Origin of the sequence: Vibrio nigripulchritudo ATCC 27043 (assembly GCF_000222685.1) — a bacterium.
Taxonomy (GTDB): Bacteria; Pseudomonadota; Gammaproteobacteria; order Enterobacterales; family Vibrionaceae; genus Vibrio; species Vibrio nigripulchritudo.
This window is the reverse complement of sequence record NZ_AFWJ01000301.1, coordinates 1-25,301: the sequence shown is the minus strand read 5'-3', so window position 1 is coordinate 25,301 and position 25,301 is coordinate 1. Positions and strand designations below refer to the sequence as shown.

The 25,301-nt window shown below is 46.7% G+C and carries 22 protein-coding genes; 7 read left to right on the top strand and 15 right to left on the bottom strand.

Going from position 1 to position 25,301, the window contains the following annotated elements; genetic code table 11:
* Window positions 1-18: 18 nt before the first annotated feature.
* From RH89_RS24840 to RH89_RS24825, 4 genes are all read right to left on the bottom strand, one after another.
* Window positions 19-984 (bottom strand): protein phosphatase 2C domain-containing protein, encoded by a 966-nt coding sequence (locus tag RH89_RS24840; RefSeq protein WP_038147307.1) that lies wholly within the window; start codon window positions 982-984, stop codon window positions 19-21.
* 24 nt (window positions 985-1,008) lie between these two features.
* The gene (locus RH89_RS24835) at window positions 1,009-2,706 is read right to left on the bottom strand and encodes an ABC transporter permease (protein ID WP_004408048.1); all 1,698 of its coding nucleotides are present in this window, start codon (window positions 2,704-2,706) and stop codon (window positions 1,009-1,011) included.
* Complete coding sequence (locus RH89_RS24830; RefSeq protein ID WP_004408047.1) at window positions 2,703-3,788, bottom strand: ABC transporter ATP-binding protein; 1,086 nt, start codon at window positions 3,786-3,788, stop codon at window positions 2,703-2,705. The genes RH89_RS24835 and RH89_RS24830 overlap by 4 nt, the downstream gene beginning before the upstream one ends.
* Before the next feature lie 93 nt (window positions 3,789-3,881).
* The gene (locus tag RH89_RS24825; protein ID WP_004408045.1) at window positions 3,882-4,874 is read right to left on the bottom strand and encodes an extracellular solute-binding protein; all 993 of its coding nucleotides are present in this window, start codon (window positions 4,872-4,874) and stop codon (window positions 3,882-3,884) included.
* Window positions 4,875-5,081: 207 nt separating this feature from the next.
* Between RH89_RS24825 and RH89_RS24820 the strand changes: the two genes are divergently transcribed.
* The gene (locus tag RH89_RS24820; RefSeq protein ID WP_206536152.1) at window positions 5,082-6,224 is read left to right on the top strand and encodes an ROK family transcriptional regulator; all 1,143 of its coding nucleotides are present in this window, start codon (window positions 5,082-5,084) and stop codon (window positions 6,222-6,224) included.
* Between the two features lie 212 nt (window positions 6,225-6,436).
* Here the strand turns inward: RH89_RS24820 and RH89_RS24815 are convergent, their stop codons facing one another.
* From RH89_RS24815 to RH89_RS24780, 8 genes are all read right to left on the bottom strand, one after another.
* Window positions 6,437-6,763, bottom strand: coding sequence for a hypothetical protein (locus RH89_RS24815; protein WP_004408043.1), 327 nt, complete (start codon window positions 6,761-6,763; stop codon window positions 6,437-6,439).
* A gap of 113 nt (window positions 6,764-6,876) precedes the next feature.
* On the bottom strand, window positions 6,877-7,209 hold the full coding sequence (locus tag RH89_RS24810) for a hypothetical protein (protein ID WP_004408042.1): 333 nt from the start codon (window positions 7,207-7,209) through the stop codon (window positions 6,877-6,879).
* Window positions 7,210-7,512: 303 nt separating this feature from the next.
* Entirely contained in the window at window positions 7,513-9,234 is a 1,722-nt protein-coding gene (locus RH89_RS24805) for an ABC transporter substrate-binding protein (RefSeq protein ID WP_004408041.1), read from the bottom strand.
* A gap of 61 nt (window positions 9,235-9,295) precedes the next feature.
* Window positions 9,296-9,568 (bottom strand): DUF2160 domain-containing protein, encoded by a 273-nt coding sequence (locus tag RH89_RS24800; protein WP_004408040.1) that lies wholly within the window; start codon window positions 9,566-9,568, stop codon window positions 9,296-9,298.
* Window positions 9,569-9,579: 11 nt separating this feature from the next.
* Window positions 9,580-10,380: a carbohydrate ABC transporter permease gene (locus RH89_RS24795; protein ID WP_004408039.1), complete on the bottom strand. Its 801-nt coding sequence runs from the start codon at window positions 10,378-10,380 to the stop codon at window positions 9,580-9,582.
* A gap of 11 nt (window positions 10,381-10,391) precedes the next feature.
* On the bottom strand, window positions 10,392-11,255 hold the full coding sequence (locus RH89_RS24790) for a carbohydrate ABC transporter permease (protein ID WP_004408038.1): 864 nt from the start codon (window positions 11,253-11,255) through the stop codon (window positions 10,392-10,394).
* Window positions 11,255-12,355, bottom strand: coding sequence for an ABC transporter ATP-binding protein (locus RH89_RS24785; RefSeq protein ID WP_004408037.1), 1,101 nt, complete (start codon window positions 12,353-12,355; stop codon window positions 11,255-11,257). The genes RH89_RS24790 and RH89_RS24785 overlap by 1 nt, the downstream gene beginning before the upstream one ends.
* A 5-nt stretch (window positions 12,356-12,360) precedes the next feature.
* On the bottom strand, window positions 12,361-13,449 hold the full coding sequence (locus tag RH89_RS24780; protein ID WP_004408035.1) for an ABC transporter ATP-binding protein: 1,089 nt from the start codon (window positions 13,447-13,449) through the stop codon (window positions 12,361-12,363).
* 347 nt (window positions 13,450-13,796) lie between these two features.
* Between RH89_RS24780 and RH89_RS24775 the strand changes: the two genes are divergently transcribed.
* The 3 genes from RH89_RS24775 to RH89_RS24765 all read left to right on the top strand — a co-directional run bounded on the left by RH89_RS24775 (window position 13,797) and on the right by RH89_RS24765 (window position 18,275).
* Window positions 13,797-15,692: a sigma-54-dependent Fis family transcriptional regulator gene (locus RH89_RS24775; protein WP_004408034.1), complete on the top strand. Its 1,896-nt coding sequence runs from the start codon at window positions 13,797-13,799 to the stop codon at window positions 15,690-15,692.
* A gap of 348 nt (window positions 15,693-16,040) precedes the next feature.
* On the top strand, window positions 16,041-17,918 hold the full coding sequence (locus tag RH89_RS24770; protein ID WP_004408033.1) for a S8 family serine peptidase: 1,878 nt from the start codon (window positions 16,041-16,043) through the stop codon (window positions 17,916-17,918).
* 48 nt (window positions 17,919-17,966) lie between these two features.
* Window positions 17,967-18,275: a hypothetical protein gene (locus tag RH89_RS24765; protein ID WP_004408031.1), complete on the top strand. Its 309-nt coding sequence runs from the start codon at window positions 17,967-17,969 to the stop codon at window positions 18,273-18,275.
* 42 nt (window positions 18,276-18,317) lie between these two features.
* Here RH89_RS24765 and glpD read toward each other — a convergent pair whose 3' ends face one another.
* On the bottom strand, window positions 18,318-19,880 hold the full coding sequence (glpD, locus tag RH89_RS24760; protein ID WP_004408029.1) for a glycerol-3-phosphate dehydrogenase: 1,563 nt from the start codon (window positions 19,878-19,880) through the stop codon (window positions 18,318-18,320).
* A gap of 304 nt (window positions 19,881-20,184) precedes the next feature.
* On the opposite strand from glpD, the gene glpK reads away from it, so the two are divergent.
* Window positions 20,185-21,675 carry a glycerol kinase GlpK gene (gene glpK / locus RH89_RS24755; protein WP_038147304.1) on the top strand — a complete coding sequence of 497 codons (1,491 nt, stop codon included), beginning with the start codon at window positions 20,185-20,187 and terminating at the stop codon, window positions 21,673-21,675.
* A gap of 98 nt (window positions 21,676-21,773) precedes the next feature.
* Here glpK and RH89_RS30625 read toward each other — a convergent pair whose 3' ends face one another.
* Together RH89_RS30625 and RH89_RS24750 are read right to left on the bottom strand one after the other, a co-directional pair.
* A complete protein-coding gene (locus RH89_RS30625) occupies window positions 21,774-22,103 on the bottom strand; it encodes a PDZ domain-containing protein (protein WP_341871778.1) in 330 nt (109 codons plus the stop codon).
* A gap of 68 nt (window positions 22,104-22,171) precedes the next feature.
* Window positions 22,172-22,987, bottom strand: coding sequence for a retropepsin-like aspartic protease (locus tag RH89_RS24750; protein ID WP_004408022.1), 816 nt, complete (start codon window positions 22,985-22,987; stop codon window positions 22,172-22,174).
* Between the two features lie 382 nt (window positions 22,988-23,369).
* Here RH89_RS24750 and RH89_RS24745 point away from each other — a divergent pair, with 382 nt between their 5' ends.
* Together RH89_RS24745 and RH89_RS24740 are read left to right on the top strand one after the other, a co-directional pair.
* Complete coding sequence (locus RH89_RS24745) at window positions 23,370-24,377, top strand: ABC transporter permease (protein ID WP_004408021.1); 1,008 nt, start codon at window positions 23,370-23,372, stop codon at window positions 24,375-24,377.
* A gap of 2 nt (window positions 24,378-24,379) precedes the next feature.
* Window positions 24,380-25,301 (top strand): ABC transporter permease (locus RH89_RS24740; RefSeq protein WP_004408019.1); only part of this gene is annotated, 922 nt, incomplete at its 3' end.

Sequence of the window (25,301 nt, the reverse complement as noted above, 5' to 3'; positions counted from 1 at the left end):
AGGGAAGGACCTAGAGGTTTAAGGTGTGGTCATTTCCAGAGAGATAATCGAGCGGTCATCGAAAAATTCTTCGGAAGTTGACCCTTTAATATTTTCAAAGTCAGAAACCTTAGCGAAATCGAGCTGTTCTACCCGTGCATACTCTTCTTCCCAATCTGACACTTTTGTTCCCTCTGGCATGGTCAGATACCCATCGCTGAAGAGCTCCAGTGTCCGCACGCTTTCTATACTCAGAGTGGTATCAATGACATCATTCATTAAAGGCAAGTTGCCATCCAGTGTGCTGAATCCTAGAGGGTGCTCGCCGTTATTGGCATACACTTTTTGGCTGACAATACCTTTAAGAACAAATCGTTCTAGATCCTCATGCGAAGCAATTTTGCTGTGTTGATCGAGTACTCTTGCCAAGATGTTATCGACATCCTTTTTGTTGATGATCTGGTCGCTTAACCCGCATTCAATACCGTGGAAAGAGAGCCGGCGTGTGACTTTCTCTAAGGTATCCGAGTCTGGAAATACGTCCTTAAGTCTGTGATGAATGGCAATTCTTGTGGTAGTTGCGACGGAATCAATAGGCTTGTGGTGACAATAAACGTCGGTACCATTTACCCGAACCCCAGAATCCCCAACATTAAGAATGCGCAGAGCGTCTTCCAGAAAAATTACCATTGATAGGGTCGTTGACGGGGAATGCACAAATTTGTGGTTGGACATACACTCCGTGAATCTTTCGGAAATGCTCCGCAGAATAAATTCTGCGGATGATTCCCTAAATGCCTTGTCACTGAAAAGTTCTGCGCAAATCGCCGCAACTGTGTTGGACGCGTATCTTCCGGAACTTTCCCCGCCCTCTTTAAAACTGGCAAAAGGGTCGGTTGCACCGTCTAACAGCGCGATAATGTTTCCCGGAACGATGAGCATAGCGTCATCCCCCGGCTTTTTATTGTTCCGACTTTTCGAACGTGAAAAGGCATTTATGTTCATAGTTAAACTCTGTTGGTGAAATACTTAAACAAACGATGATTCGCTGTCATCTGAGAAACGGAAAACCGTGTAAACACAGAGCCCAGTGCTCACCAGAAGAATGGTCGAGAGTGCTGCTGCAATACCAAATTCCCCGTCTAATACCGATATGTAGATTTTGATCGGCATGGTTACCGTTCCTGAGTTATAGAGAATTAATGTAGATGACAGCTCATTAATTGCGGTGATAAAGCTCATCAGTGACCCGACAATTAGCCCGGGCAGGATGAGAGGAACAGTGACGGTCACAAACGCTTTTAACGGGTTTGCACCTAAGTTAATGGCTGCTTCTTCCAGAGAAGGCTTAATCTGTCTCAGATTGGTTGTCGTGGAACGAACGCCATAGGGAAGTCGCCTGATAAAGTAGATCATAATGATGATCGCGGCGGTTCCGGTCAGGTCAAACAATCCGGTTCTGAACGTAGTAACAAAACCAATGGCGATCACTACCCCGGGGACCAGATATGGCACCATCATCAGCAAGTCGATCATGCCGGATGTTTTGGTGTCCCGGCGTACAATCAGGTAAGAAATCAGCCCCGAGAAAATCGCGATAAGTGCGACGGCAACCAGCGCGAAAGAGAAGCTGTTCACTATCGCTTCCGGCGCATCGCTGATAACCCGAGCATAGCTCTGTAAACCAAACCCTCCGGTAAAGACGGGACCATTGGTTTGCAGGAAGGACGTATAAACCACCACCATGGTAGGCAGCATAGCGACCAGTACGACGGCATAACAGAACACGTGCGCTAATACGTTTTGTATGCCTTTTAACTTGCTGACGACGGGTCTGTTGGTAAGAGCACTGGCGTATCTGCGTTTTGCCAGAATCTTTCGCTGTGCCAGAAGAGCCAGCATAGAAATAGCCATCATGACCAAAGAAATGGTCACAGCCATGGTCGGTTTTCCGCCCAGTTCAGAGGTATAAGCCGAATACGCAATGGTTGAAAGTGTTCTGAATCCACGGCCTAAGATCGCAGGTGTACCAAAGTCGGCAATAGAAAGAACAAAGCAGATGATGGCTCCCGTACTTACCGCAGGGAAAACCAATGGCAGAGTGACTTTGAAGAAGCGTTCAAGCGCATTGCACCCAAGGTTTTCTGCCGCGTCTTCGAAAGACTTATTGACCGATTTGAGTGCCGTTTGTGTCATCAGATACACAAAGGGGAAGAACTTGAGTGTGAACACCAGAATCACCCCACCCGCTCCGTAAATGGTAGGGGTTTCTATGCCAAACTGAGCGAAGAAGTTGGTCACAAAACCGTTTGATCCAAACATCATAATCCACGCATAAGCACCGATAAACGGCGGCGCTACCAATACCAGAATGGCTAATGTTGAGATGAACTGTTTTCCCCAAATGTGGAAACGGGCGGTAAAAAAGGCCAGAGGTACACCCAGTAAACACGCACCCAGAGTTCCCATAAAGCCTACGTAAAGTGAATTTTTTAACCCAGTCAGGTAATAATTTTTAGTGAAAACCTTAATGTAATTGTCGAGTGTAAATGCCCCTGTATTGGCATCGAAGAAGCTCACTACAAACACGCTAAAGATGGGCAGTATCAATAGGATGAATAAGATGGCGACGGTGACGATGGAAACAAACGACCAGAAATCCAGTTGACGGAATTTAGGAAACAGGCTGGTTATTCCCTGTGGCGCCGCAATGCGAGGAGTATTCATTGCAATCTTCTCCCAGTTTCTGAATCTTCAAACAAAGAGACGTCTTCTTGGTCAAAAGACATGAAGGCTTGGTCTCCCTCTTTGATGTTCATAATGGTTTCGTCTGGGCGGGTAACCGCTTTTAGTATTTCTCCGTCAGCCGTTTTGCCATGCACTTCCATTTCTCTACCAATGAAACTGATTTGTTCGACCGTGACCTTTACATCAAAAGTGTGTTCAGAAGGGGAGGTTGCGTGTAAAGAGATCGCTTCGGGACGAACAGCGGCGACGATTTCCATCGATTTATCAGCATCAGCAGGATAGTCACCTATCACTTTATCTGCACTGCTCAATGAGATGAGACCACCTTGATTGGAGGTTCTAAGAAAGTTGTTTCCACCAACAAAGTTGGCAACAAAGCGATTCGCCGGACGGTTATAAACTTCGAACGGTGGCGCTGCCTGTTGAATGATCCCTTTGTACATCACACAAACCGTATCGGACATGGCCAGTGCCTCTTCCTGATCGTGTGTAACATATACCGTGGTCATTCCCATTTTTTGCTGAATTTTTCTGAGCTCGGCACGCAGATCTACCCTGAGTTTTGCGTCCAGATTAGAAAGCGGTTCATCCATAAGCAAAACCGTTGGGTTGATGACAATTGCTCTGGCAAGCCCTACACGTTGCTGTTGTCCTCCGCTGAGTTCGTGTGGCATGCGTTTGGCAAACTCAGAGAGCTGAACCATTTTCAATGCGTCTTCTACGCGCTTTTTCATTTCGTTTTTTGCAACTTTGCGCTGCTTCAAACCAAACGCGACGTTGTCTTCAACGCTTAAATGAGGGAAGACGGCGTAATCCTGAAATACCATACCAACATCGCGTTGGTGCGCTGGTTCGTTCTCGATTGAGTGTGAATCGACAACGATTGTCCCTGAATTCTGGCGGTGAAATCCTGCAATGGTGCGGAGCAGGGTAGTTTTTCCACACCCACTTGGTCCTAGTAGTGTGTAAAAGGAACCCGATTCAATCGAAATATTAATGTTTGACAATGCGACAACGTCACCATACTGCTTTCTTATTCCGTTAATTTGTACGGCTGCCATTTCATCACCTCTGTAATCTGGCTAAAAAATACAGTGGCTCTGCTTCAAGCCACTGCTTAATAAGTCGTTTTCTAAAAGGTTAATCTGGATTCTTTACTGAACGTCTAAGACCCAGTCTGCCCAGTTTTCGACAAGGCGTGAGCGGTTATCTGCTGCCCACTTAAAGTCGTAATCCATGACAGGAACTCTTTCTAACGGAATAAGAAGTGGGTTGGATTCCACATCGGTACGCACAGGTCGGCGACCAAGAGAAGCAACGACTTTCTGACCTTCTTCTGAAAGAATGAAGTCGATGAACTTTTCAGCACCTGCGCCATTTGGGCTACTCGCAACTTTCGCAATGGCATCGGGTGCCAGTGCAGTGCCTTCAGATGGGTAAACGATTTCTACCGGACCCCCCCCTTCTTTGTATTGCAGTGCCGCATCTTCTAACGTGATGCCAATAGGGGACTCGCCGTCATTAACAAATCGAGGAACCGCACCAGAGCTGTTGGAGAGGACGAAATTTTTCAGTGCACCTTTGTAGATAAGAGCGGCTTGTTCTTCCACAGAATAGATCTGCATAACCGTCGCATACTGGATAAATGCAGACCCAGAGCGGTCGGCTCTTGCTGATGAAATTAAGCTTTTGTAAATGGGTTTAGATAGATCCTCCCAACTTGCCGGTACGGGCAGACCTTTCAGCTTTGCTTCGTTAACAATGAACACCATGACAACGGCAGTGAAGGGCGACCACATATCACTTTTAACCAAACCCGGAATGAGGTTTTCAGCATGCACCGATTTGTACGGGCTAAATAGGGTTGGGTTAAAGTCGATGACCGTGCCGTCAACACTCCACAAAACATCGGCGACGGGCTTGTCACTTTCTGCGGTCAGGCGATTCAGCAGTTCACCTGAGCCAGCTTTGATGACCTGCACTTCAATACCTGTCTGTTTCTCAAACTTTGGCACTAAAGCGTCAACAAATTTCTGAGGTGCGGCGGTGTAAACCGTAATTACATCAGCAGCATATGAGCCAAATGAAGCAATTCCCACAATTGCAGCAACCAGTATTCTGGATGTTATTTTTTTACTTAAACGCATATTGTTTCTCCCTCTCTGCGTCGATTTCCTTATTGTTAGAATTGATATTAGTGATTAATTTACACAATGTAAATTAATCCAGAGGATAAAAAATGAACAGCTTAATTTGTTTTGAAGTTGATCAAATTTTCTGAATTTTGTTTTCGCATGGGGGGGATCAGTGTGATGATCTAAAAAACCAATAAAATGAAGTGAATGGAACAAAGAGTGGTTGTAAACATTTTTGCAAAGTTGAATATTCGACGGATTGTGGCACACATCCGACGATATGGTCCTCAGACGCGAGCTACTCTGACCAAAGAGCTGGGTGTGACGCCAGCAACAATTACCCGATTAACCAGTGAATTGCTTGAGCATGGTGTGATGGAGGAAATACCGGATCCGACTAAAAAGGGTCAAAAAGGGTTCCCCTCTAAATTGCTAAAGCTCAAATCAGAGAGTCTGCTCACGACGGGCGTGTATTTTGACCCGGATACCTTGTATACCTGCGTGGCAGATCTAGAAGGAAATATCATCACGGAAGAGCAGTTTTCCATTGATAACAGGGATTTTCATACCATTTTGACTAAGGCCAGTCAGAGCATTCATCAACAACTGGAGCAGTCTGGCAGTGATATTTCCCGAGTGGTGGGGTGCGGCGTCAGCTATCCCGGGCAACATACCGATACGCCGGGGCGCACATTAAAAACTCAGCAGTTTGCCGACTGGCCGTCGATAGATTTTAGAAACGATCTCGCCCAGTATTTTGAATTTCCCGTCTATCACATCAATGATGCGAAAGCCGCCTGCCTTGCCGAGCTTTACTATGGTGCCTGCAAATCGCACCAGCACTACTGCTATATCTGGCTATCTTATGGTATCGGTGGTGCGGCTATTATCGATCAAAGCCTCTATTTAGGTCACAGTCAGGTTGCCGCTGAATTCTCAGGGCTGTTTCCGAAATCTAAGGAAAGACCATCAGGTCAGGATTTGCTGGATACTCTAGTCAAAGAAGGAATTGAACTGGAGAGGCTGGATCAGCTGACGGATGAACACCTGAACACGCCTTGCGTTAAAAAATGGGTTGTCCGCTCTACCGAGCAGATAAAGTGGCTTTGTTTGGTGATAGCCCGAACGTTCGCCCCGGATGCCATTGTGATTGGTGGAACTTTACATTCCAGCCTTATCAATCAGATCCAGGCGTCCATAAGTGAAGAAACTGAATTAGGTGAAGATTTTACCATTCAGCCGCCGAAAATAGTAAGAGCGACGACTGACATAAAACCTCAACTAGGTGCAGCGGTGCTGCCCATAGATGAGTTAATTAACCCAGCAAGATATCAGGGGCGTATCCATAAAACGGACCGCTAGAGAGTTGTGGTAGCGCGCTAACAAAGAGAGCCTAGCAGTTTCCCTGCCAGGCTCTCGCTTTTGAATCTCTAATTAATGCGGGTCATATTGAATCACACGGCAGAATGATCCAACTGTACCATTTGTATAAACGGTCGCATTTCTTTTCCCTTGCGTGAACATTGCCAGAGCGACAGAAGTTCTTATTGATAATCCTTTTCCAAATAACGTTTTTATTGAAGATACAAATCTTTGATTTTAAACCAGGACCCTTCACAGCCCTCAATAGTGACCGTAAGTTTCATACCTGATGCTTTTGCAGTCAGAATGGTTGACTTAATAACATCGTCCGACTTGGATAACCCTGCCCAACCGTTATTTCTACTGCACTGATTTGCTCTGATGGCATTAGGGAACCCACCATCAAGTTGTAGTGCAATTGCCCCATTCGGATTCGCGAACACTTTCTTTACTGTATTTGTGTCTTGAGAGTAGGAAGCTGCGGATGCACTACCAAGAAATGATAGAGATGCAGACAAAAGAAGAATATTTCTAATCATAGTAACTTTATGTGTCTAATTAACTAGCGCTTTTAACAATGTATCGAAACAAGAGCTAACTTAGCTTGTTGAATATTTATTGGATTCAAGAATCTTATTCTAGGAAGCCGCGTTTATTGCATTTGGACCACTATGTAATTGAACGTTGGATAAATGCCGTAACACGTATCCACCACATTGAATCTGACTTTTTTCCCTGCAGCAGACGCAGTCATTAATAAACTTAGAGTTTCCTTTCCTGATGCTGCATTGTCTTTGTTCCAGCGGATGGAAGTGGAATTACATTTTGCCGGACCCACTGCAGCGTCGAGGTTTGCATAGCATGTTCCATCATTCAGATGACAACCAATTTCTTTTATATCTCTCCAGCCAGAGCTCTTTGCAAGAGCTACATTGGAAGTCAGTAACATAGAAGAAATAATTGTGAGTTGAATAAGCCTTTTCATTTTATACCTGAAGTTGTTATTTGATTTATTTGTCAATTTTGAAATTCTAGGGCGAATTCATTTCCCTGAAAAATCGATGGAAAGTATGCCATTGATAAGGCTTTTTTTTACTGTATTTCCATATATTTACAACCTAACTCCCAGTTAAATAAAGAGAAGCGGGTTTTATACATTCTATTTTGCTGCTTTTGTTGAAGAGTGCGTGTTTATTAGAACCAAAAAAGCCAGCAATGCCCTACACATTGCTGGCTGGTTTGCTTCCAGATTCCCTAAGCCAGAAGCAAATTGGTCGATCTGTCTCGATTACTTAGAAGCGATCAGATCTTTATAGGCGATGGTTTTGCCTTGTGGTTTCTCGTTCGCCAGTTTGGCTTTCGGAGAACCCGGTTGAGCTAACCAGTATTCTGCACCTTTCTCTGGGTTCAGCTTAGGACCACATTCGCCTTGTGCTTTACTGCGCTCTAAACGGCGAAGGACTTTGTCTTGTGCTTTTGCCAAGCCGTCCAGTGCTTCTTGTGGGGTCTTCTCGCCACTTGCTGCTTCAGACACGTATTGCCACCATAGCTGCGCCAGTTTCGGATAGTCCGGCACGTTGGTTCCGGTTGGTGTCCACTGTTTACGCGCATCACTGCGATAGAACTCAACCAGACCACCCAGTTTTGGAGCAGCATCAGTCATCGCTTGCGAATTGATGTCCGATTCACGAATCGGCGTCAGACCCACCAGCGTTTTCTTCAAGCTTACAGATTTAGACACGACGAACTGCGCGTATAACCAAGCGGCCTTGCGGCGATCAAGTGGTGTACTGTTCAAGAAGGTCCAGGAACCGGCATCCTGGTAGCCCAATTTCATGCCATCTTCCCAGTATGGACCGCGTGGCGAAGGCGCCATGCGCCATTTTGGCGTGCCGTCTTCGTTCACCACTGGCAAGCCCGGTTTGGTCATATCCGCAGTAAAGGCGGTGTACCAGAAGATTTGTTGTGCGATAGAACCCTGCGCAGGAACAGGACCTGCTTCACCAAAGGTCATGCCTTGTGCTTCTGGTGGCGCATACTTCTTCAGCCAGTCCACGTATTTTGTGGTTGCATAAACGGCTGCTGGACCATTGGTTGCACCACCACGAGAGACATCCGAACCCACTGGCTGACAACCTTCGATACGAATACCCCATTCATCGACAGGCAGACCGTTTGGAATCCCTTTATCACCAGCACCGGCCATGGAGAACCATGAATCGGTGAAACGCCAGCCTAAGGAAGGATCTTTCTTACCGTAATCCATGTGACCGTATACAGGCTCGCCATCGATGGTTTTCACTTTGTCGGTAAAGAACTCAGCGATGTCTTCATACGCAGACCAGTTAAGTGGTACGCCCAACTCGTAACCGTAAGCGTCTTTAAACTTGGCTTTCAAATCGGCGCGCTCGAACCAGTCGGCACGGAACCAGTAAAGGTTGGCAAACTGTTGGTCTGGGAGCTGGTAGATTTTACCGTCTGGTCCTGTTGTAAAGCTCAAACCAATAAAGTCTTTGAGATCCAGCATTGGGTTGGTGACCACGGCACCTTCACCGGCAATGAAATCACTGATAGGAACCACTTTACCGTAACGGAAGTGCGTACCAATCAAGTCGGAGTCATTGACGTAAGCATCGTAAATATTACGACCCGTCTGCATTTGGGTTTGCAGCTTCTCTACCACATCACCTTCCTGAATCAGGTCATGGTTAACCTTGATACCCGTGATTTCATAGAAAGCCTTCGCCAATACTTTCGCTTCGTACTCGTGAGTTGTGATGGTTTCTGATGCAACGTTGATTTCCATTCCTTTGAATGGTTTTGAAGCATCGATGAACCATTGCATCTCTTCCTGCTGTTTTTTCACAGAAAGCGTAGATGGCGTAAACTCAGACTCCAGCCATTTGTTGGCTGCAGCCATATCGGCATTCGCATAAGGTGACACCGCTGCCATCAAAATGGCCAGCGACATACAACGTCCTAAGTATGTTTTTTTCATATCCTTTTGCATTACTAATAACTCCTGTTATTCATATATTTCACGTTATGTTTATGTGTAGCTTTTAGCGTCATTATCCCCATTTCATTACGGTACATAGCCAAACTACAGAGACTGCAAATGGCACCCAAATACTGATTTCACTCAGCCCGACGAAGCCCAAATGAATGAAGGCTCCGCTGAGTAAACCAATGAACAGACGATCCCCACGGGTGGTGGAAATTGGCAAAAAACCTTTGCGTTCCACACAGGGGTATTTGATTTCCAAAATCGTCATGGTGACGAGGATCAGGGCGATCCCCGTGAAAAACAGTGCTGATGGAGTTGTCCAAGCCATCCAGTTCATGTTGTTTCTCCTTAAACTCGTCCGAGGGCGAAGCCTTTCGCCACGTGATTGCGCACAAACCAGATAACCAAAATACCGGGCAGAATCGTCAGTACCCCTGCCGCGGCCAGCACGCCCCAGTCAATCCCCGAGGCGCTGACCGTTCGGGTCATAACCGCCGATATGGGCTTGGCATCCACTGAAGTCAGGGTTCTTGCCAGCAGTAATTCAACCCAGCTGAACATGAAGCAGAAGAAGGCGGTTACCCCGATGCCAGAGCGGATCATCGGTAGGAAAATCTTCATAAAGAATTTCGGAAAGGTGTAGCCGTCGATGTACGCGGTTTCATCAATTTCGCGTGGAACACCCGACATAAAGCCCTCCAGAATCCAAACTGCCAGCGGCACATTAAACAAGCAGTGGGCTAGGGCGACCGCAATGTGCGTATCGAATAGCCCAACCGATGAATAAAGCTGGAAGAATGGCAACAGGAATACCGCTGGTGGTGCCATCCGGTTGGTCAACAGCCAGAAGAACAAATGTTTGTCGCCGACAAAACGATAACGCGAGAAGGCGTATGCTGCGGGTAAAGCCACAATCAAAGTGATGATCATGTTCAATACCACATAGATGACTGAGTTGACGTATCCCATGTACCAACTGGGATCCTCAAAAATCACCTGATAGTTGCGGAACGTCCAGTTCTCTGGGAAGAAGCTCAAGCCACTCAGAATCTCCTGATTCTCTTTGAACGACATGTTGAGCAGCCAGTAAATCGGCAACAGCAAAAACACCACGTAAGCAATGAGGCCGAATAGTTTTGATTTAGTCATGATTCAATCCTCTACTTGTTCTCTGTGTGCGTCATTGCGGTGTAGAACACCCAACAAACCAGCAAGATGATTAGGAAATAGATGATGGAGAACGCCGCCGCTGGACCAATGTCGAACTGACCGATCGCCATTTTGGTCAACGCCTGGCTGAGGAAGGTGGTCGAGTTACCCGGACCGCCACCCGTCAACACGAAGGGTTCGGTGTAAATCATAAAGCTGTCCATAAAGCGGATCAGCACACCAATCAGCAACACGCTTTTCAGTTTCGGAAGCTGGATGAAGCGGAAGATGGCCCAGTTTGAAGCACGGTCGATTCGAGCTGCTTGGTAGTAAGCATCTGGAATCGCACGCAGACCGGAGTAACACAGCAGCGCGATCAATGATGTCCAGTGCCAAACGTCCATCAGCAACACGGTGAACCATGCGTCCACAGGGTTGCCTGCGTAGTTATAGTTGATGCCAATGCTGTTCAATGCCCAGCCGAACAGACCAATGTCGGCACGACCAAAGATTTGCCAGATAGTACCGACCACATTGAGTGGAATAAGTAGTGGCAGCGCCAGAACGATCAAGCAAAAGACTGAGCCTTTGCCTTTAGCTGGCATCGCCAGCGCCACCAGAATCCCTAAAGGCACTTCGATCAAAAGAATGGCAAACGAAAAACCAAACTGGCGAAATAACGCCCCTTGTAAACGTTCGTCGTTGAGCATTTCTTTGTACCATTCCGTTCCCACAAAGTAGGCGGTGTTGGCGTCGAAGATGTCTTGCAATGAGTAGTTGACGACCGTCATCAATGGGACGACCGCACTGAATGCCACCAGAAGAAATACGGGCAGCACTAAAAACCAAGCTTTGTTATTGGTGACCTTGTCCATTAGTCTTCCCTCTCCCCAATCAAAAATTCATCCAGATACACCATGGTCCATTGTTCTGGGAAGCTGATGTAAGCCACCTTGGCTGGCACGGGCTGATCTTCTTGCAAGCGAGCTTTGATTTCCTGTTTGCCTACTTTAAGCGTCAGAATCTTATAGGTGCCGAGGTCCTCGACATGGGACACGTCGCAGCGGATTGCGCTGTCGTTTTCTTTCTCCCATACATGAACGAACTCGGGGCGAATACCAATTTTGATGTTGTGGGTGTTGGCACCCTGAATTTTCTCTTTCAAAGCGGCAGAAAGTGGCAGGTCAACATCGTCGAAACGTACGCCATTGTCGGTAGGAATCACCTCAATCAGATTCATTCCCGGGCTGCCGATGAAATACCCTACAAAGGTATGGTTCGGTTTTTCGAATAACTCACGTGGCGTACCAAATTGCACAATTTGACCGTCGTACATCACGGCAATCTTGTCGGCAAAGGTAGAAGCTTCGAGCTGATCATGGGTGACGTACACCATGGTGATGTTGAATTGCTGGTGGATCTGCTTGAGCTTGCGTCTGAGTTTCCACTTCAGCTGTGGGTCGATCACCGTGAGTGGTTCGTCGAACAGAATCGCGGAAACATCGTCGCGAACCAGTCCGCGTCCCATGGAGACTTTTTGCTTCTCATCTGCCGTCAGGTGCTCGGCGCGTTTCTTCAACACGGGCGTGAGTTCCAAGATCTCAGCAATTTCGGTCACTTTTGAGTGAATTTTGGCGCTGTTCACCTTCATATTGCGAAGTGGGAACGCCAGATTGTCGTACACCGACATGGTGTCGTAGATCACCGGAAACTGGAAAACCTGAGCGATATTTCGGTCTTGTGGAGGAATGTCGTTCACCTTCACCCCGTCAAACAGCACTTCGCCATCCGATGGGCTCATCAGTCCGGAGATAATGTTAAGCAGGGTGGATTTCCCACACCCCGAAGGACCAAGCAGTGCAAAAGCGCCCCCTTGATGCCAGGTGTGCGTCATTTCCTGGATAGCGTAGGTGGAATCGGGACCTTTCTTTTTGTCGTATGTATGCGCCAGGGCATTAAGTGTTATCTGAACCATATCAATTACCCCAACAGATGATGACTAGGGGCATGGATCAACTGTTCATCCATGCCAAACACGTAAAACTTATGAATAGGGATGTAAATCTTGATCGATTCATCAACGTCGTAACTGTGAACCCCCGGTAAGTGCAGCACCATTTCAAAGTGGTTGTTGCACACGTGGAGGAAGGTTTCAGAACCGCTGATTTCAGCCACTTCAACCTGAACCGACAATTCAATGTCGTCGTCGTTTTTCGGCAGCAAACTCAAATGGCTAGGACGCACGCCAAAAATGTATTCCCCTTGTCCTAAATGCTTCAAAGATTGATTCAAAGGGAAGTGAGCCTTTTCATCGAAACACACTTCGCTGTCTGTTACCTTTCCGCGCATCAGGTTGATTGGGGGCTCGCTAAACAGGGTTGCAGACGTGACGGTATTGGGTTTGTGGTACACCTCGGGTGTGACGCCCGACTGAATCACACTGCCTTCGTGCAGAATGGTCGTGGTTCCGCCAAGGGCTAATGCTTCGTTAGGCTCAGTTGTGGCGTAAATGGCGATAGTGTGACGAGTCTGAAACAGTTCGCGCATTTCCTGGCGAAGTTCTTCACGTAATTTGTAATCCAGATTAACCAGCGGTTCGTCGAAGAGAATGATCTCGGCGTCTTTGACCAAAGCTCTTGCCATTGCAGTACGCTGCTGCTGACCACCAGAAAGCTCCAATGGTAAACGGTTAAGGTATTCTGTAATTCGCAGCATTTCTGCTGTGGCGTGTACTCTCTCCTGAATCTCTTTGTCTGCCATGCCTGCTAGGCGCAACGGAGAAGCGATGTTTTCAAAAACCGAAAGGTTGGGGTAATTGATGAACTGCTGGTACACCATTGAGATATTGCGTTCACGCACAGGCATGCCTGTTACGTCTACGCCATTGACCAGAATTCGTCCTGAAGTGGGCTTATCTAAACCGGCTATGAGCCGCATTAATGAAGTCTTCCCCGCCAGCGTTCTCCCTAATAGCACGTTAAACGAGCCCGGTTCGAACGTCAGGCTGGCTTCATTGATGTGGACTTCGTTGTCCACCAATTTGCTTACCTGCTCAAGTGTTAATGACACTAAGTTCTCCTTAACTTCGAAATTATCTTTAAATTTTTGGGTATGCTAATTTTCGATAATGTTCGTTATTGCCAGAACTGTGCCAGTTTGTTGTTAAACGAAAATAAACGGCGTTTTAAACAATCTAACGCCTTTATAAACAATGAATTAATAGAAATATCACTTTAACTTTATGAGATATTGAGTTTTTTATCCTTAACAGTGTGAGATCACATTTGTTAACAAAATGTGTTCAAAGTGTTCAGTTTGTGCTAATTTGAGCTGAGCACTGATTGAACAGTATTTTCGTTTTCGAACATTTTTCGCTCATTCTTTCGAGCATTGCTTAGCTGTAATATGTGGTTTTCATGGACGAATATAAGAATAATGATCGTTCCCACCAGTCGATCATAGAAAGCTCGTGGCGACGCTGCCGCGATGCTGGGCTGGCGCATTCCAGTACGCCAGTCATAGAAATGGCAAGTGACGCCGACTTCACCTCGTCACTCGATCAGCACCATGGTTTGCTGCAAACGACGCAGCAAAAAGTGCTGCCGTTTTACGACAACCTTCTCTCTAACAGTAATTGCTTAGTGATGTTGGCTGACACCAACGGACAGGTGCTGAACAGTTGGGGAGAGCAACGGTTCTTTCAGGAAAATCAGCCTCATGTTTTTCGCCACGGTGTGCATTGGCAGGAAGGACTGATAGGAACCAATGCCATTGGCACGGCTTTAGAAACAGGCAACATTGTTCAGATTTTCCATGATGAACACTTTCTTGCTTCCAACCGATTTATGACAGGCTCCGCTGCTCCTTTGTTTGACGCTGATCGCCGAATGACAGGGGTGTTGGCGATATCGAGTGATACCTACATGCCTACAGCCCATACGCTTGGCATGGTGAAGCTGATGTCTCAGGCTATTGAAAACCAGCTGATTGTTTCCCGCTTTAATTCGGATCACCACTTGTTCTGGTTTAATACCAGTGAAGAGAACATTGATAGCCAATGGTCCTGCCTGTTGGTGTTCAATGAACAAGGCATCATTGTCTCTGCCAACCGACGGGCAGAAGTGGTGCTAGGGTGCGATTTGGCTCTTCAAAATCTGGATCAGCTGTTTGACGTACGCATGGATCAATTACTGGCGCACCCTTCTTATACTCCTCTGGTTCTGAGATCCAAACATAACTTCAATTTCCATGGCATTGTGATGCCACCGAAGATCCCGCAAGGGCGCTCGCTGGATTTTCGCAACGCTCCAAAACCTGCTGCCAAAGCGGTTTCGAAAGATGATGTACTGGATCTTGAACGGCTGAACATGGGCGATACAAGGCTGTCGAAAGCCATCACTCAAGCCAGCAAGATACTGAACACGGATATTCCCATTTTGATCAATGGCGAAACCGGAGTCGGGAAAGAAGTGTTCGTAAACGCGCTTCACCTTTCGAGTGAACGTTCACAAGCCCCCCTTATTGCTGTGAATTGTGCCGCGATTCCTTCTGAACTGGTGGAATCGGAATTGTTCGGATACGAAAAAGGCGCGTTCACGGGCGCGCACACCAAAGGGTATATCGGTCTAATTCGCAAAGCCGACAAAGGAACGTTGTTTCTGGATGAATTGGGCGACATGCCGCTCAATGTGCAGGCGCGTTTATTGCGCGTGCTTCAGGAAAGAAAGGTCACCCCGCTTGGTTCAACGACCTCATATCCAGTGGATTTCAAATTGGTGTCCGCTACCAACCGACATTTAAAGCAGGATGTCGAAGCGGGCAAGTTTCGGCAAGATCTGTACTACCGCGTATCGGGCTTGAACATTACGTTGCCACCGCTTCGCGAGCGTACTGATAAAGACGCTTTGGTCCAATACTTATTGAGTAAGTTTTCTAGTGGCGACCAGCCAGGGCAAATTTCTATGGAGGTTTTGTCTCTGTTCAAGTCGCACCCTTGGCCAGGCAACATCCGACAGATGGTCAGTGTGATTCAGATTGCACTCGCGATGGCAGAGCCGGAAGCGATTCAGGTGGATGACTTGCCGGATGATTTCTTAGCCGATGTACAGAGCTCAACAAATCATGATTCCAATATTCGTCCATTCGTCGCGCCAGTAAATACGAGTCTTCAATCCCAAACCACGGTAGAAGAGAAAAAAGACTGGTTGGAGGCGTATGAGCGAATGAACCGCAATATTTCGAAAACCGCCAAAGAGCTTAATATCAGTCGAAATACACTTTACAAAAGACTGAGAGAAAGTGGTCTGAAATAATAAGTACGTTGTGATCTTTGTGGTTGTTTTTATTGAGTTTTTTGTTGATATCCTGATTCTTATTGCGGCTTAATTTCCTCCTCTTATTACAAATTTTATGACTATTATATGCATACATAGTCATTATTTTCTTATTAACATATTGATTTATAAGGTATTCTGTTTAATTTTTTAATGTTAACTAAAAGTGTTGCAAATGAGAGTGCAATGCATTGCAATAAATTTTAATTTATAAATTATTTGCTCGATTTATAGGCATTGTTTTATAGCAGGGCAGCTTTCGAATGGTTACCTATTCGGGTCACCAAAAAGCAAATTGCATAAATGCGTAATACAAGGAATGAGTAAATGATTAAGTTAAACAGAAAGAACGTCGGGCTATTTAAGCCTACCGTATTGGCTTTGGCGATGTTCACATCTGGCTATGCTGTAGCCGATAATTTCACCCAGGTTTCAGAAGCTGAGCTGCCTGTTAAATATCTAGTGAAATTTAAAAGTAATATGTCTGAAAGCCCAGCTAGAATGGGATTGAGCCAGTTCGCTGGGGAAAGAATTGTACAAGAGTCTGTGTTGGATCGCATTAACGCACAGCAAATAGAAAAATTAGGTGACAGCTCAGTTTACAGTGTCGAAGTTGACCAGGCTGCGCTAAGCGCTCTGCAACATAATCTGGACGTAGAATACGTTGAAATTGACCAACCACGATTCTTGCTCAGTGAGCTCACGCCATGGGGTCAAGACTCTGTAGGTGCAACGTTATTGTCCGACGTTAACGCGGGTAACCGAACGGTATGTATTATCGACTCAGGCTACGATCTTGCGCACACTGATCTAGCGACAAACCAGGTAACAGGTACCAACGACAAAGGCACTGGCGACTGGAGCGTTCCGGGAGCAGGAAACGCTCATGGTACTCACGTAGCAGGCACAATTGCAGCAGTAGCGAACAATACAGGTGTTGTAGGTGTAATGCCTAACCAAAACGTGAATCTGCATATCATCAAAGTGTTTAGTGAGAGTGGTTGGACATACTCTTCTGGTTTGGTTAAAGCAGTGGACACTTGTGTCAGTAATGGTGCGAATGTTGTTAACATGAGTCTGGGTGGAAACAAGCTCAGTGTAACGGAAAAAGCCGCGTTTAAGCGCCATAGTGATAATGGTGTCTTATTTATAGCTTCTGCTGGTAACGACGGAAATACTAAGCACAAGTACCCTGCATCTTATGATTCAGTGGTATCGGTTGCAGCTGTTGATACAGCGCTGGATCATGCGGCCTTCTCTCAGGCAACCAACCAGGTAGAGATTGCAGCACCGGGTGTGGCGGTACTTTCAACCGTTACAATGGGCGAAGGTGTACTTGCTGATATCGAGTACAACGCACAAAGTTACTTCAACCGCGGTATTGTTCCTCACAACCGTTACATCAAAAACGCATTGGACAAATTCGAGCCAGCTAAAATATCAGGTACTCAAACTGCTCCTGCCGCAGTCTGTGATACGACAACAGGCAAATATGTCTGTGGTGACATGAAAAACAAAGTCTGTGTAGTTGAGCGTATTGAAAATCAGCGTCCTGGTCTTCGTCCAGAAATCGATGCTGTAAAAGCATGTTACGACGCGGGTGCATCTGCAGCTATCGTATACAGCAACTCAGAACTGACTGGTCTGCAAAATCCATTTGTTGTAGATGCGAAAAATGAAGCACCACTGCTTTCTGTAACGGTTGACCGTACTCTTGGTCAGGAGTTTGCAGCGGCGGCTGGCCAGCCAATCACGGTGAGCGTGACAACAGGTGAAGATTATGCCTACTACAACGGTACATCTATGGCAGCTCCACACGCTGCGGGCGTTGCTGCTCTGGTATGGAGCTACCACCCTCAATGTACTGCCGCTCAGGTTCGTAAAGCGCTAAGCGCAACGGCAACTGACCTGGATGTAGCAGGTCGCGACAACCGTACCGGTCATGGTTTGGTGAATGCAGTAGCAGCGAAAGAATACCTAGATCTTGGCTGTAACGGCGGCGAGCCAATTCCAGATCCTGCTGTTTGTGATGCGACTGGTCTGAATGTTTACCCTAACTGGCCTCAGGCTGACTGGGCAGGTAACCCAAACCACGCAGGTGCTGGTGACAAACTGGTTCACAATGGTGCAGTTTATCAAGCAAACTGGTGGACACGTTCTATCCCGGGCAGCGACAACAGCTGGTCACACGTATGTGATTTGTAATACCTAAGAGTGCCTCTTCGGAGGCACTTTCTCTTAATAGGATCTCGAATGAAAAATAAGCGAGTAATAGGTGTATTGATGTCAGCAGCCATTGTGGGTTCTATTGCAATTGCCCATGAAACGGAGGCGACCATGAAGCACTACGTGAAGTTTGTCAAAAGCTGTAAAGCTGAATTGCAACAAAGCTTGGCGTCTGAAAGCATTAAGGTAATCGACGAGCTCATCCACGATAAGGTTCTTATTGTAGAAGCTACTCCAGAACAGGCAAAAAGCCTGACGAATCAGGCTTGTGTGGAATACGTAGAACCAGTTCCGGAAAGAGAAATGCACAGCGGTTCCGACCCTTTTTCCCACTGACAGTTATACCCAGACAGTTTACGTACTGGGTATAGAGTGGACTCAGACTGCATGCTGCAAGTTTGAATCGCTGATGTGTCTGTTTAAATACTGCTCCAGTTTTTCAACTTCCAGTGAACTGAACTCAATTCCTAACTTTGAGCGTCGCCACAAAATATCTTCACTTGTGACCGCCCATTCGTGCTGAATCATGTAGTCCACTTCGGCTTGATACAGTCCATGACCGAAATCAATGCCCATGTTCTGAACTGAACGACGATTTTCCACTATGCGATGGCTTAATGTACCGTAAGACCTTACCCAGCGACGGATGATAGTTCCGTCTAACCATGGGTAGCGATTTTTGAGTGCAATCTCCAACTGTTCTCTGCTGATGAAGTCTCCACCGGGCAGCGTTGCTTCTTTTGTCCACGGCGCTTTCATCGAAGGGAAGAACGGAATCAGTTTATTGACTGCGGCTTGCCCCAGTTTTCTGTACGTTGTTAATTTGCCACCAAAAATTGAAAGCAGAGGGGCATCATCAAACATGTCGTCCAGTTCAATGGTGTAATCTCGCGTTACTGCTTGTGCATCGGAAGATTCGTCATCACACAAGGGACGAACACCAGACCAGGTGTTAATGACATCTTCAGGAGAGACTTTCTCGACAAAGTGCTGATTGACGATGTCACACAAGTAATCCACCTCGTCATCACTGATTTCGACCTTAGAAGGATCGCCCTGATACTCAACATCCGTGGTGCCGATGCACGAGTATTTGTCCTGATACGGAATAACAAAAACAATCCGGTTGTCTTCGTTTTGCAGTATGTAGGCGTGATTTTCAGGGTACATGCGCGGCACCACAATATGGCTGCCTTTTACAAGCCGGATTCCACGTGGTGATGGCAGACTAAGTTGATGATCAAAGAATCGATCAACCCAGGGACCTGCGGCATTAACCAAGGCTTTGGCAGATACGGTTTTGACGACATGGGTTTGAGTGTTTTCGATATCGATTTCCCAGCCAGAAGAACTGCGAGATGCGCCAGTGCAGCGAGCCTGTGTCTCAACGTTTGCACCTAGCTGGCTTGCTAACTGAGCGTTGGCAATCACCAAGCGGGCGTCATCCACTGCGCAGTCTGAATACTCAAAGCCCGCTTTCATTTCAGGGAGTAACGGGCTGGATTCTCCAAAATTAACTCCATGACTGGCAGGAAGCGAAACGCGCTTTCCTATGTGATCATAAAGAAACAATCCTGTGCGAATCATCCATGCAGGGCGAAGGTGTGGTCTGTGTGGTAGCTGAAAACGTAAAGGTGCAACCAAATGGGGGGCGCTTTTCAATAAGACTTCGCGTTCTGCCAGTGCTTCACTCACCAAACGAAACTCATAATGTTCGAGATAGCGCAATCCGCCATGAATAAGCTTACTGCTTGCCGACGAAGTGGCGGAAGCGAGATCGGACATTTCGAACAGCCCCACTTTTAACCCCCGACCTGCCGCATCGGCTGCTACAGCAACGCCATTGATACCACCACCGATGACAACAACATCGTAATCTTCTCTGTTTGGATTGTGTTCATTAGCGGAAGCCGTTTTATCGAATTCAGCTTGGGTAGACATATCTTTACCTTCGTAAATGTTCGTTTGTTTTCGTTATTGCGCAGTATATACACATATTGATAGATGGGTCGAGTGAAAAATAAACAAAATTTTATTGTCTATGAGCTTGTCACAGTATCAATACTGTCCTTGAATTGTCATATGGATAAAGTATGGGTGACACTTTTGTCAGGTTTAACCAAGTTCACAGTTATTCATTTACACTCGATTAACCTTTGAGTGTTTTATTGCGAAAACGAACATTTGATGGAAGAATGAACATCAATTTTCAAGAATGGTAATGAAAAAGGAACACGGAGCACTCATGGAAGTTCGCAACAAAGTCATCGTTGCCTTAGATCAGGGAACAACCAGTTCTCGCGCTATTATCTTCGATCAGGATGCCAACATCCTGAGTACCACCCAGCGCGAATTCAGTCAGATTTATCCAAAAGCCGGATGGGTGGAACACGATCCAATGGAAATTTGGGGAACCCAGCGTTCTTCTCTCACCGAAGTGCTTGCCCAGTCGGACATCGATAACGAACAGGTAGCGGCAATTGGTATTACCAACCAACGTGAAACGACCATTGTCTGGGATAAACACACAGGTCATCCGGTGTATAACGCCATTGTCTGGCAGTGCCGCCGTACGGCTGAAACTTGTGATGCTATTAAAGCCGAGGGGTGGGGAGAATACATTCAGAAGACCACAGGGCTGGTTATTGATGCGTACTTTTCCGGTTCCAAAATACAGTGGATTCTCGACAATGTTGAAGGCGCGAGAGAGAAAGCCGAAAACGGTGATTTGCTGTTTGGAACGGTCGATACCTGGCTTATCTGGAAGCTGACCAATGGTAAGTCTCATGTAACTGACGTTTCAAATGCGTCTCGCTCCATGTTGTTTAATATCCATACGCTGGAGTGGGATGAAAAGCTGTTGGAGCTGTTTAACATTCCCCGCAGCATGCTGCCAGAGGTGAAATCATGCAGTGAAGTGTATGGCTATGCCAGCATAGGCGGAGGCTCTGAGATTCCAATTTCAGGTATCGCAGGGGATCAGCAGGCTGCGATGATTGGTCAGCAGTGCTTCACAAAAGGCATGGTGAAGAATACCTACGGGACGGGGTGTTTCCTTCTGATGAACACCGGGAATCAGGCCATTCATTCCAAACACGGGTTGCTGACCACCATTGCGTACAAGATTGGGGATGAAATCGCCTACGCGCTGGAAGGCAGCGTATTTATGGGCGGAGCTACCGTTCAATGGTTGCGTGATGAACTGGGTTTGATCCGAGATGCGTCCGATACCCAATATTTTGCTGAAAAAGTAGAAGACGCGAATGGTGTGTATTTAGTACCAGCGTTTGTCGGTTTAGGCGCACCTTACTGGGACCCGCATGCCAGAGGAACCTTGACTGGATTAACGCGCGGAACCAATCGCAACCACATTATTCGTGCCACTCTGGAATCCGTCGCTTATCAAAGCCGGGACGTGCTGGAAGCTATGGAAGAAGACGCAGGTATTAAACTGAATCAGGTTCGTGTTGATGGCGGTGCCGTAGCCAATGATTTCCTGATGCAGTTCCAGTCGGACATTGTTCACACCAAAGTGATTCGTCCTTCGGTGACCGAGTCTACTGCATTAGGCGCAGCGATCTTGGCGGGGCTGGCTGTGGGATTCTGGAAAGACAAACAGGAGCTGGACGGCAAACGCCAGATCGACAAAGTGTTCTCACCTCAGATGGATCGAGAAACTCAAACCAGACTTTATAAAGGCTGGAAGAAAGCGATTCGTCAAACCCAGACCCAGTAAAAATAATACCCAAGTGATTGCTGTTTCAATCACTTGGGTATGTGCTTTAGTATCGGATAGTTTTCAGAGCTCTCTACACCCCACAACCCCAAACAAACCTACCTTTCCATTTTTATGATCTCATGAGCGTTTCCACGCAGTACCTTGAGTTCCAGCGTTTCGCCGTCACGCGCGTTAGGTAGCCAGCGTAAGATTTCGCAATGCTTTTCTGGATCAATATAGGTGGTATCGCGGTAGTTCACTTTCAGAATCCGGTCTCCTAGCTGAAGACCTGCCGACTCAGCAAGGGAAGGAGATTCCAGGAAACTTACGTAAAGGGAATTTAGCTCACTGATGGCTGTTTTGTATCCCCAACTTGTTCGTTCTTTACGCCTTTCCTGAAATTTATAGAAATACGCATCTCTATTTGGGTAATCGAGCGTTACGATGTGGTTCTCCAGTAGCTTGGCGCCGAGCAGAGAGGGTGGAGTGGCACGGGTCCAGGCATGGAAGTCTTTCAGTTCCAGCCCCCAACCTCCATGCTCTCAATTGGAGTTTGGTAATACACGGTGGATTCTGCCTGTCCGCCAGCAGATTCTCCAAACGAGCCGTGTCCCTCAATTTTGGGGTTTGACAGCACACCGTCGGTGATCATCTGATCAAGAGCAAGCTGGTTAAGTTGCAAAACTTCCGTGTTACCAGTGTCGAACATAAGGTTGTCGGTAAACTTGCCATTAATTCTGTGTTCCAGAATCGGGTGATGGGGATAGCCGGATTTTTTCAAAATCGCGCGCGCTGCCCCCTTTGTATAATCGAGTTTTCGTACATCGCTGGTGATTACAACTTCACTGTCTTTGAAGTTGAGCTGCCATGCAGCAAGCGGCAGGATCTCTGCACCGATGACACCGCCGTCCAAATTGCATGTAGCAGATGGAATACCAGATGGATCAAAGATGAAGACCGGAACGTTTCTAAACGCCACATCACCAATTTCAATGGAATCTGCAATAGAAATATCCATCGAGACGAGATTGCCATTTGCATCTCTTCCCTTGTTGGTATCCATGACTTCCAGACCAAGTTCGTCGGCAACCTGTTTGGTTAAAATGGTTGGCGAACCCGTATCCAGAATAAAGCTGTAGCGCTTTCCATTGATGCTGGCATACAGATGGATTTTGTTTCCAATGGTTAGAATAGGAATAACAGAGTGAAAGCTCTTAGTTTCTGTATACGGCTTAGTTAACAGAACTTCGGACAAGCCACTTTGTTGAGTATTGCTTGTGCAGCCAAGCAAAAGTACGACGCTGATAAACATTATTGTAAGTTTTTTCATAGTAGTTCCTGATTAGTCCGTATCGGGAATGTACACAACTTGTTTTACAGCATTCGCTAGATAGATTTTGTCGTAAAAGCGAGACTGCTAATATATTTGACCTTCCTCTTACAGAACACACCTCGAATCCCTCGTTACTGATAGAAATATTTGGCGCTGATCACGCTTCGCAAGATTTTTGCTGATGTGATTGGCAAAAATATGAAAAAGCGTTTCAAAAATATTATTTAGTGCGTTCTAATAAAATTGCACAGGGGAAAGGACGCTTTTCAACGTGCACATAGACTCGTTTTCTATGCTCAACGCCTAATGGTTGGGTTACAGAATAATAAGCAGGGTCGTCAGACCCTAGCCACAACAGGTTTCGAAGTTAAGGAACAATATGAACAGCTTTCTTCTGTTTGCTGGTAAACGGCTGGTGTCGATACTCGTCACCATATTCGCTGTTTCCATTGTCGTGTTTGCGGTGATCGACTTGCCGCCCGGCGATTTCGCCTCGTCTAAAATTGCAGAGCTCCAGTCCATGGGGCAAACCGTTGACCCCGAAATGATTTACACGCTCAGGGAAATGTATGGGTTGGACAAACCTCTCCTTGAACGTTACGCCAACTGGATGATTGGTCTTATGACTGGTGATCTCGGTATCTCCCTCACCAACAACCAACCCGTCTGGGACACTATAGAGCCACGAATCTGGCCAACAGTGTGTCTGGCACTGGCGGTGTTCCTGTTTCAGTTCTTAGTGGCTATTCCAATCGGCATGTATTCCGCTCTGCGCCAGTATTCGTTTGGCGATTACGTGGCGACCATCTTTGGCTTTATTGGTATGGCAACGCCTAACTTCGTGATTGCCATCATCGCGCTTCTGATTGGTTATTACAGCTTTGATACCGTGGTTTCCGGTCTGTATTCCGAAGAGTTCCTTGATCAGCCAATGTCATGGGCGAAGTTTATGGATGCCGCATCCCGAAGCTGGATCTACATCTTAGTGGTCGGAACCGCCGGTTTGGCGGGCATCATCCGAATCATGCGTGCCAACCTGTTGGATGAGCTGAAAAAACCTTATGTGAAAACTGCGCGAGCTAAAGGGCAGACAGAAGCCAAACTTATCATGAAGTACCCAGTTCGCATCGCGATCCTTCCTATTGTTTCTACGATTGGCTGGATGCTACCGGCTCTGTTAGGCGCTGACATCATTGTTAGTCAGGTGATGAACATTCCTACACTGGGACCACTGATGCTTTCTGCATTGCGCGCTCAAGACATGTACGTTGCGGGTGACGTCTTGCTCATCATGTCCATCCTCACAATTATCGGTACCCTGATTTCTGACCTGCTGCTGTACTGGGTTGATCCCCGCGTACGCGTTGGCGTGTCGAAGGAGTTTTAATCATGACAACGTCTACTATGAATTGGTTTGGAAAGCTGCTTAGCCGCAAGAAAAAGCAGCCATTGGATCTCAGCACAGCCACGCAATGGCAACTTATCAAGATCAAGCTGCGTCAGCACAAACTTGCGTGGTACAGCATCTGGTTCCTTGCGGTGATTTACTTTGTCGCTATGTTTGCCGAGTTTTTCGCACCGTTTGACCCAAGCGAAAACTGGCGTCGATACACCTATGCACCTCCACAGTCTGTAAGCCTGTTTGAAAGCACAGACGATGGCTGGCGCTGGGCTCCGCATCTGGCGTTTTACAAGAGTAAAACCGACATGCGAACTCTGAAACGTCATTACACTCTGGATGAAAGCAAAAAGGTGTACTTCGAGTTCTTTGGTAAAACCGAAAAATATGAACTGATGGGTTTTATTCCAATGACTTACAAGTTCATTGTGCCTGAAAATCCAAAGCAGCCTTTCTTTATCCTAGGTTCAGACCGAATGGGACGCGATATGTTGTCTCGCCTGATCTACGGTGCGCGAATTTCCCTGTCTGTTGGTTTGATGGGGGTATTTACAACCTTTGTTCTGGGTATTTTGATTGGTGGTATTTCTGGCTACTTCGGTGGTGCGATCGATAACTTCATTCAGCGCAGTATCGAGTTTATGAAGTCCATTCCAACACTGCCTTTATGGATGGCGCTGTCTGCTTCTCTGCCTTCAGAGTGGAGTTCTCTGACCAAGTATTTCCTTATCACTATCATTCTGGGTTTGGTGTCCTGGCCAGATATGGCGCGAGTTGTACGAAGCCGCTTTATGTCTCTTCGTAGTGAAGAGTACGTCGCCGCAGCATGGTTAGATGGCAACAGTCCATTTGAAATTATTCGCCGTTACATGGTGCCGAACTTCCTTAGCCACATCATTGCTGTCGTTACCT

Excerpts from the sequence above, each read along its gene's own strand:
- RH89_RS24840 (WP_038147307.1), bottom strand. The coding sequence starts at position 984 with ATGAACATAAATGCCTTTTCACGTTCGAAAAGTCGGAACAATAAAAAG.
- RH89_RS24835 (WP_004408048.1), bottom strand. The coding sequence starts at position 2,706 with ATGAATACTCCTCGCATTGCGGCGCCACAGGGAATAACCAGCCTGTTT.
- RH89_RS24830 (WP_004408047.1), bottom strand. The coding sequence starts at position 3,788 with ATGGCAGCCGTACAAATTAACGGAATAAGAAAGCAGTATGGTGACGTT.
- RH89_RS24825 (WP_004408045.1), bottom strand. The coding sequence starts at position 4,874 with ATGCGTTTAAGTAAAAAAATAACATCCAGAATACTGGTTGCTGCAATT.
- RH89_RS24815 (WP_004408043.1), bottom strand. The coding sequence starts at position 6,763 with ATGATTAGAAATATTCTTCTTTTGTCTGCATCTCTATCATTTCTTGGT.
- RH89_RS24810 (WP_004408042.1), bottom strand. The coding sequence starts at position 7,209 with ATGAAAAGGCTTATTCAACTCACAATTATTTCTTCTATGTTACTGACT.
- RH89_RS24805 (WP_004408041.1), bottom strand. The coding sequence starts at position 9,234 with ATGCAAAAGGATATGAAAAAAACATACTTAGGACGTTGTATGTCGCTG.
- RH89_RS24800 (WP_004408040.1), bottom strand. The coding sequence starts at position 9,568 with ATGAACTGGATGGCTTGGACAACTCCATCAGCACTGTTTTTCACGGGG.
- RH89_RS24795 (WP_004408039.1), bottom strand. The coding sequence starts at position 10,380 with ATGACTAAATCAAAACTATTCGGCCTCATTGCTTACGTGGTGTTTTTG.
- RH89_RS24790 (WP_004408038.1), bottom strand. The coding sequence starts at position 11,255 with ATGGACAAGGTCACCAATAACAAAGCTTGGTTTTTAGTGCTGCCCGTA.
- RH89_RS24785 (WP_004408037.1), bottom strand. The coding sequence starts at position 12,355 with ATGGTTCAGATAACACTTAATGCCCTGGCGCATACATACGACAAAAAG.
- RH89_RS24775 (WP_004408034.1), top strand. The coding sequence starts at position 13,797 with ATGGACGAATATAAGAATAATGATCGTTCCCACCAGTCGATCATAGAA.
- RH89_RS24770 (WP_004408033.1), top strand. The coding sequence starts at position 16,041 with ATGATTAAGTTAAACAGAAAGAACGTCGGGCTATTTAAGCCTACCGTA.
- RH89_RS24765 (WP_004408031.1), top strand. The coding sequence starts at position 17,967 with ATGAAAAATAAGCGAGTAATAGGTGTATTGATGTCAGCAGCCATTGTG.
- glpD (WP_004408029.1), bottom strand. The coding sequence starts at position 19,880 with ATGTCTACCCAAGCTGAATTCGATAAAACGGCTTCCGCTAATGAACAC.
- glpK (WP_038147304.1), top strand. The coding sequence starts at position 20,185 with ATGGAAGTTCGCAACAAAGTCATCGTTGCCTTAGATCAGGGAACAACC.
- RH89_RS24750 (WP_004408022.1), bottom strand. The coding sequence starts at position 22,987 with ATGAAAAAACTTACAATAATGTTTATCAGCGTCGTACTTTTGCTTGGC.
- RH89_RS24745 (WP_004408021.1), top strand. The coding sequence starts at position 23,370 with ATGAACAGCTTTCTTCTGTTTGCTGGTAAACGGCTGGTGTCGATACTC.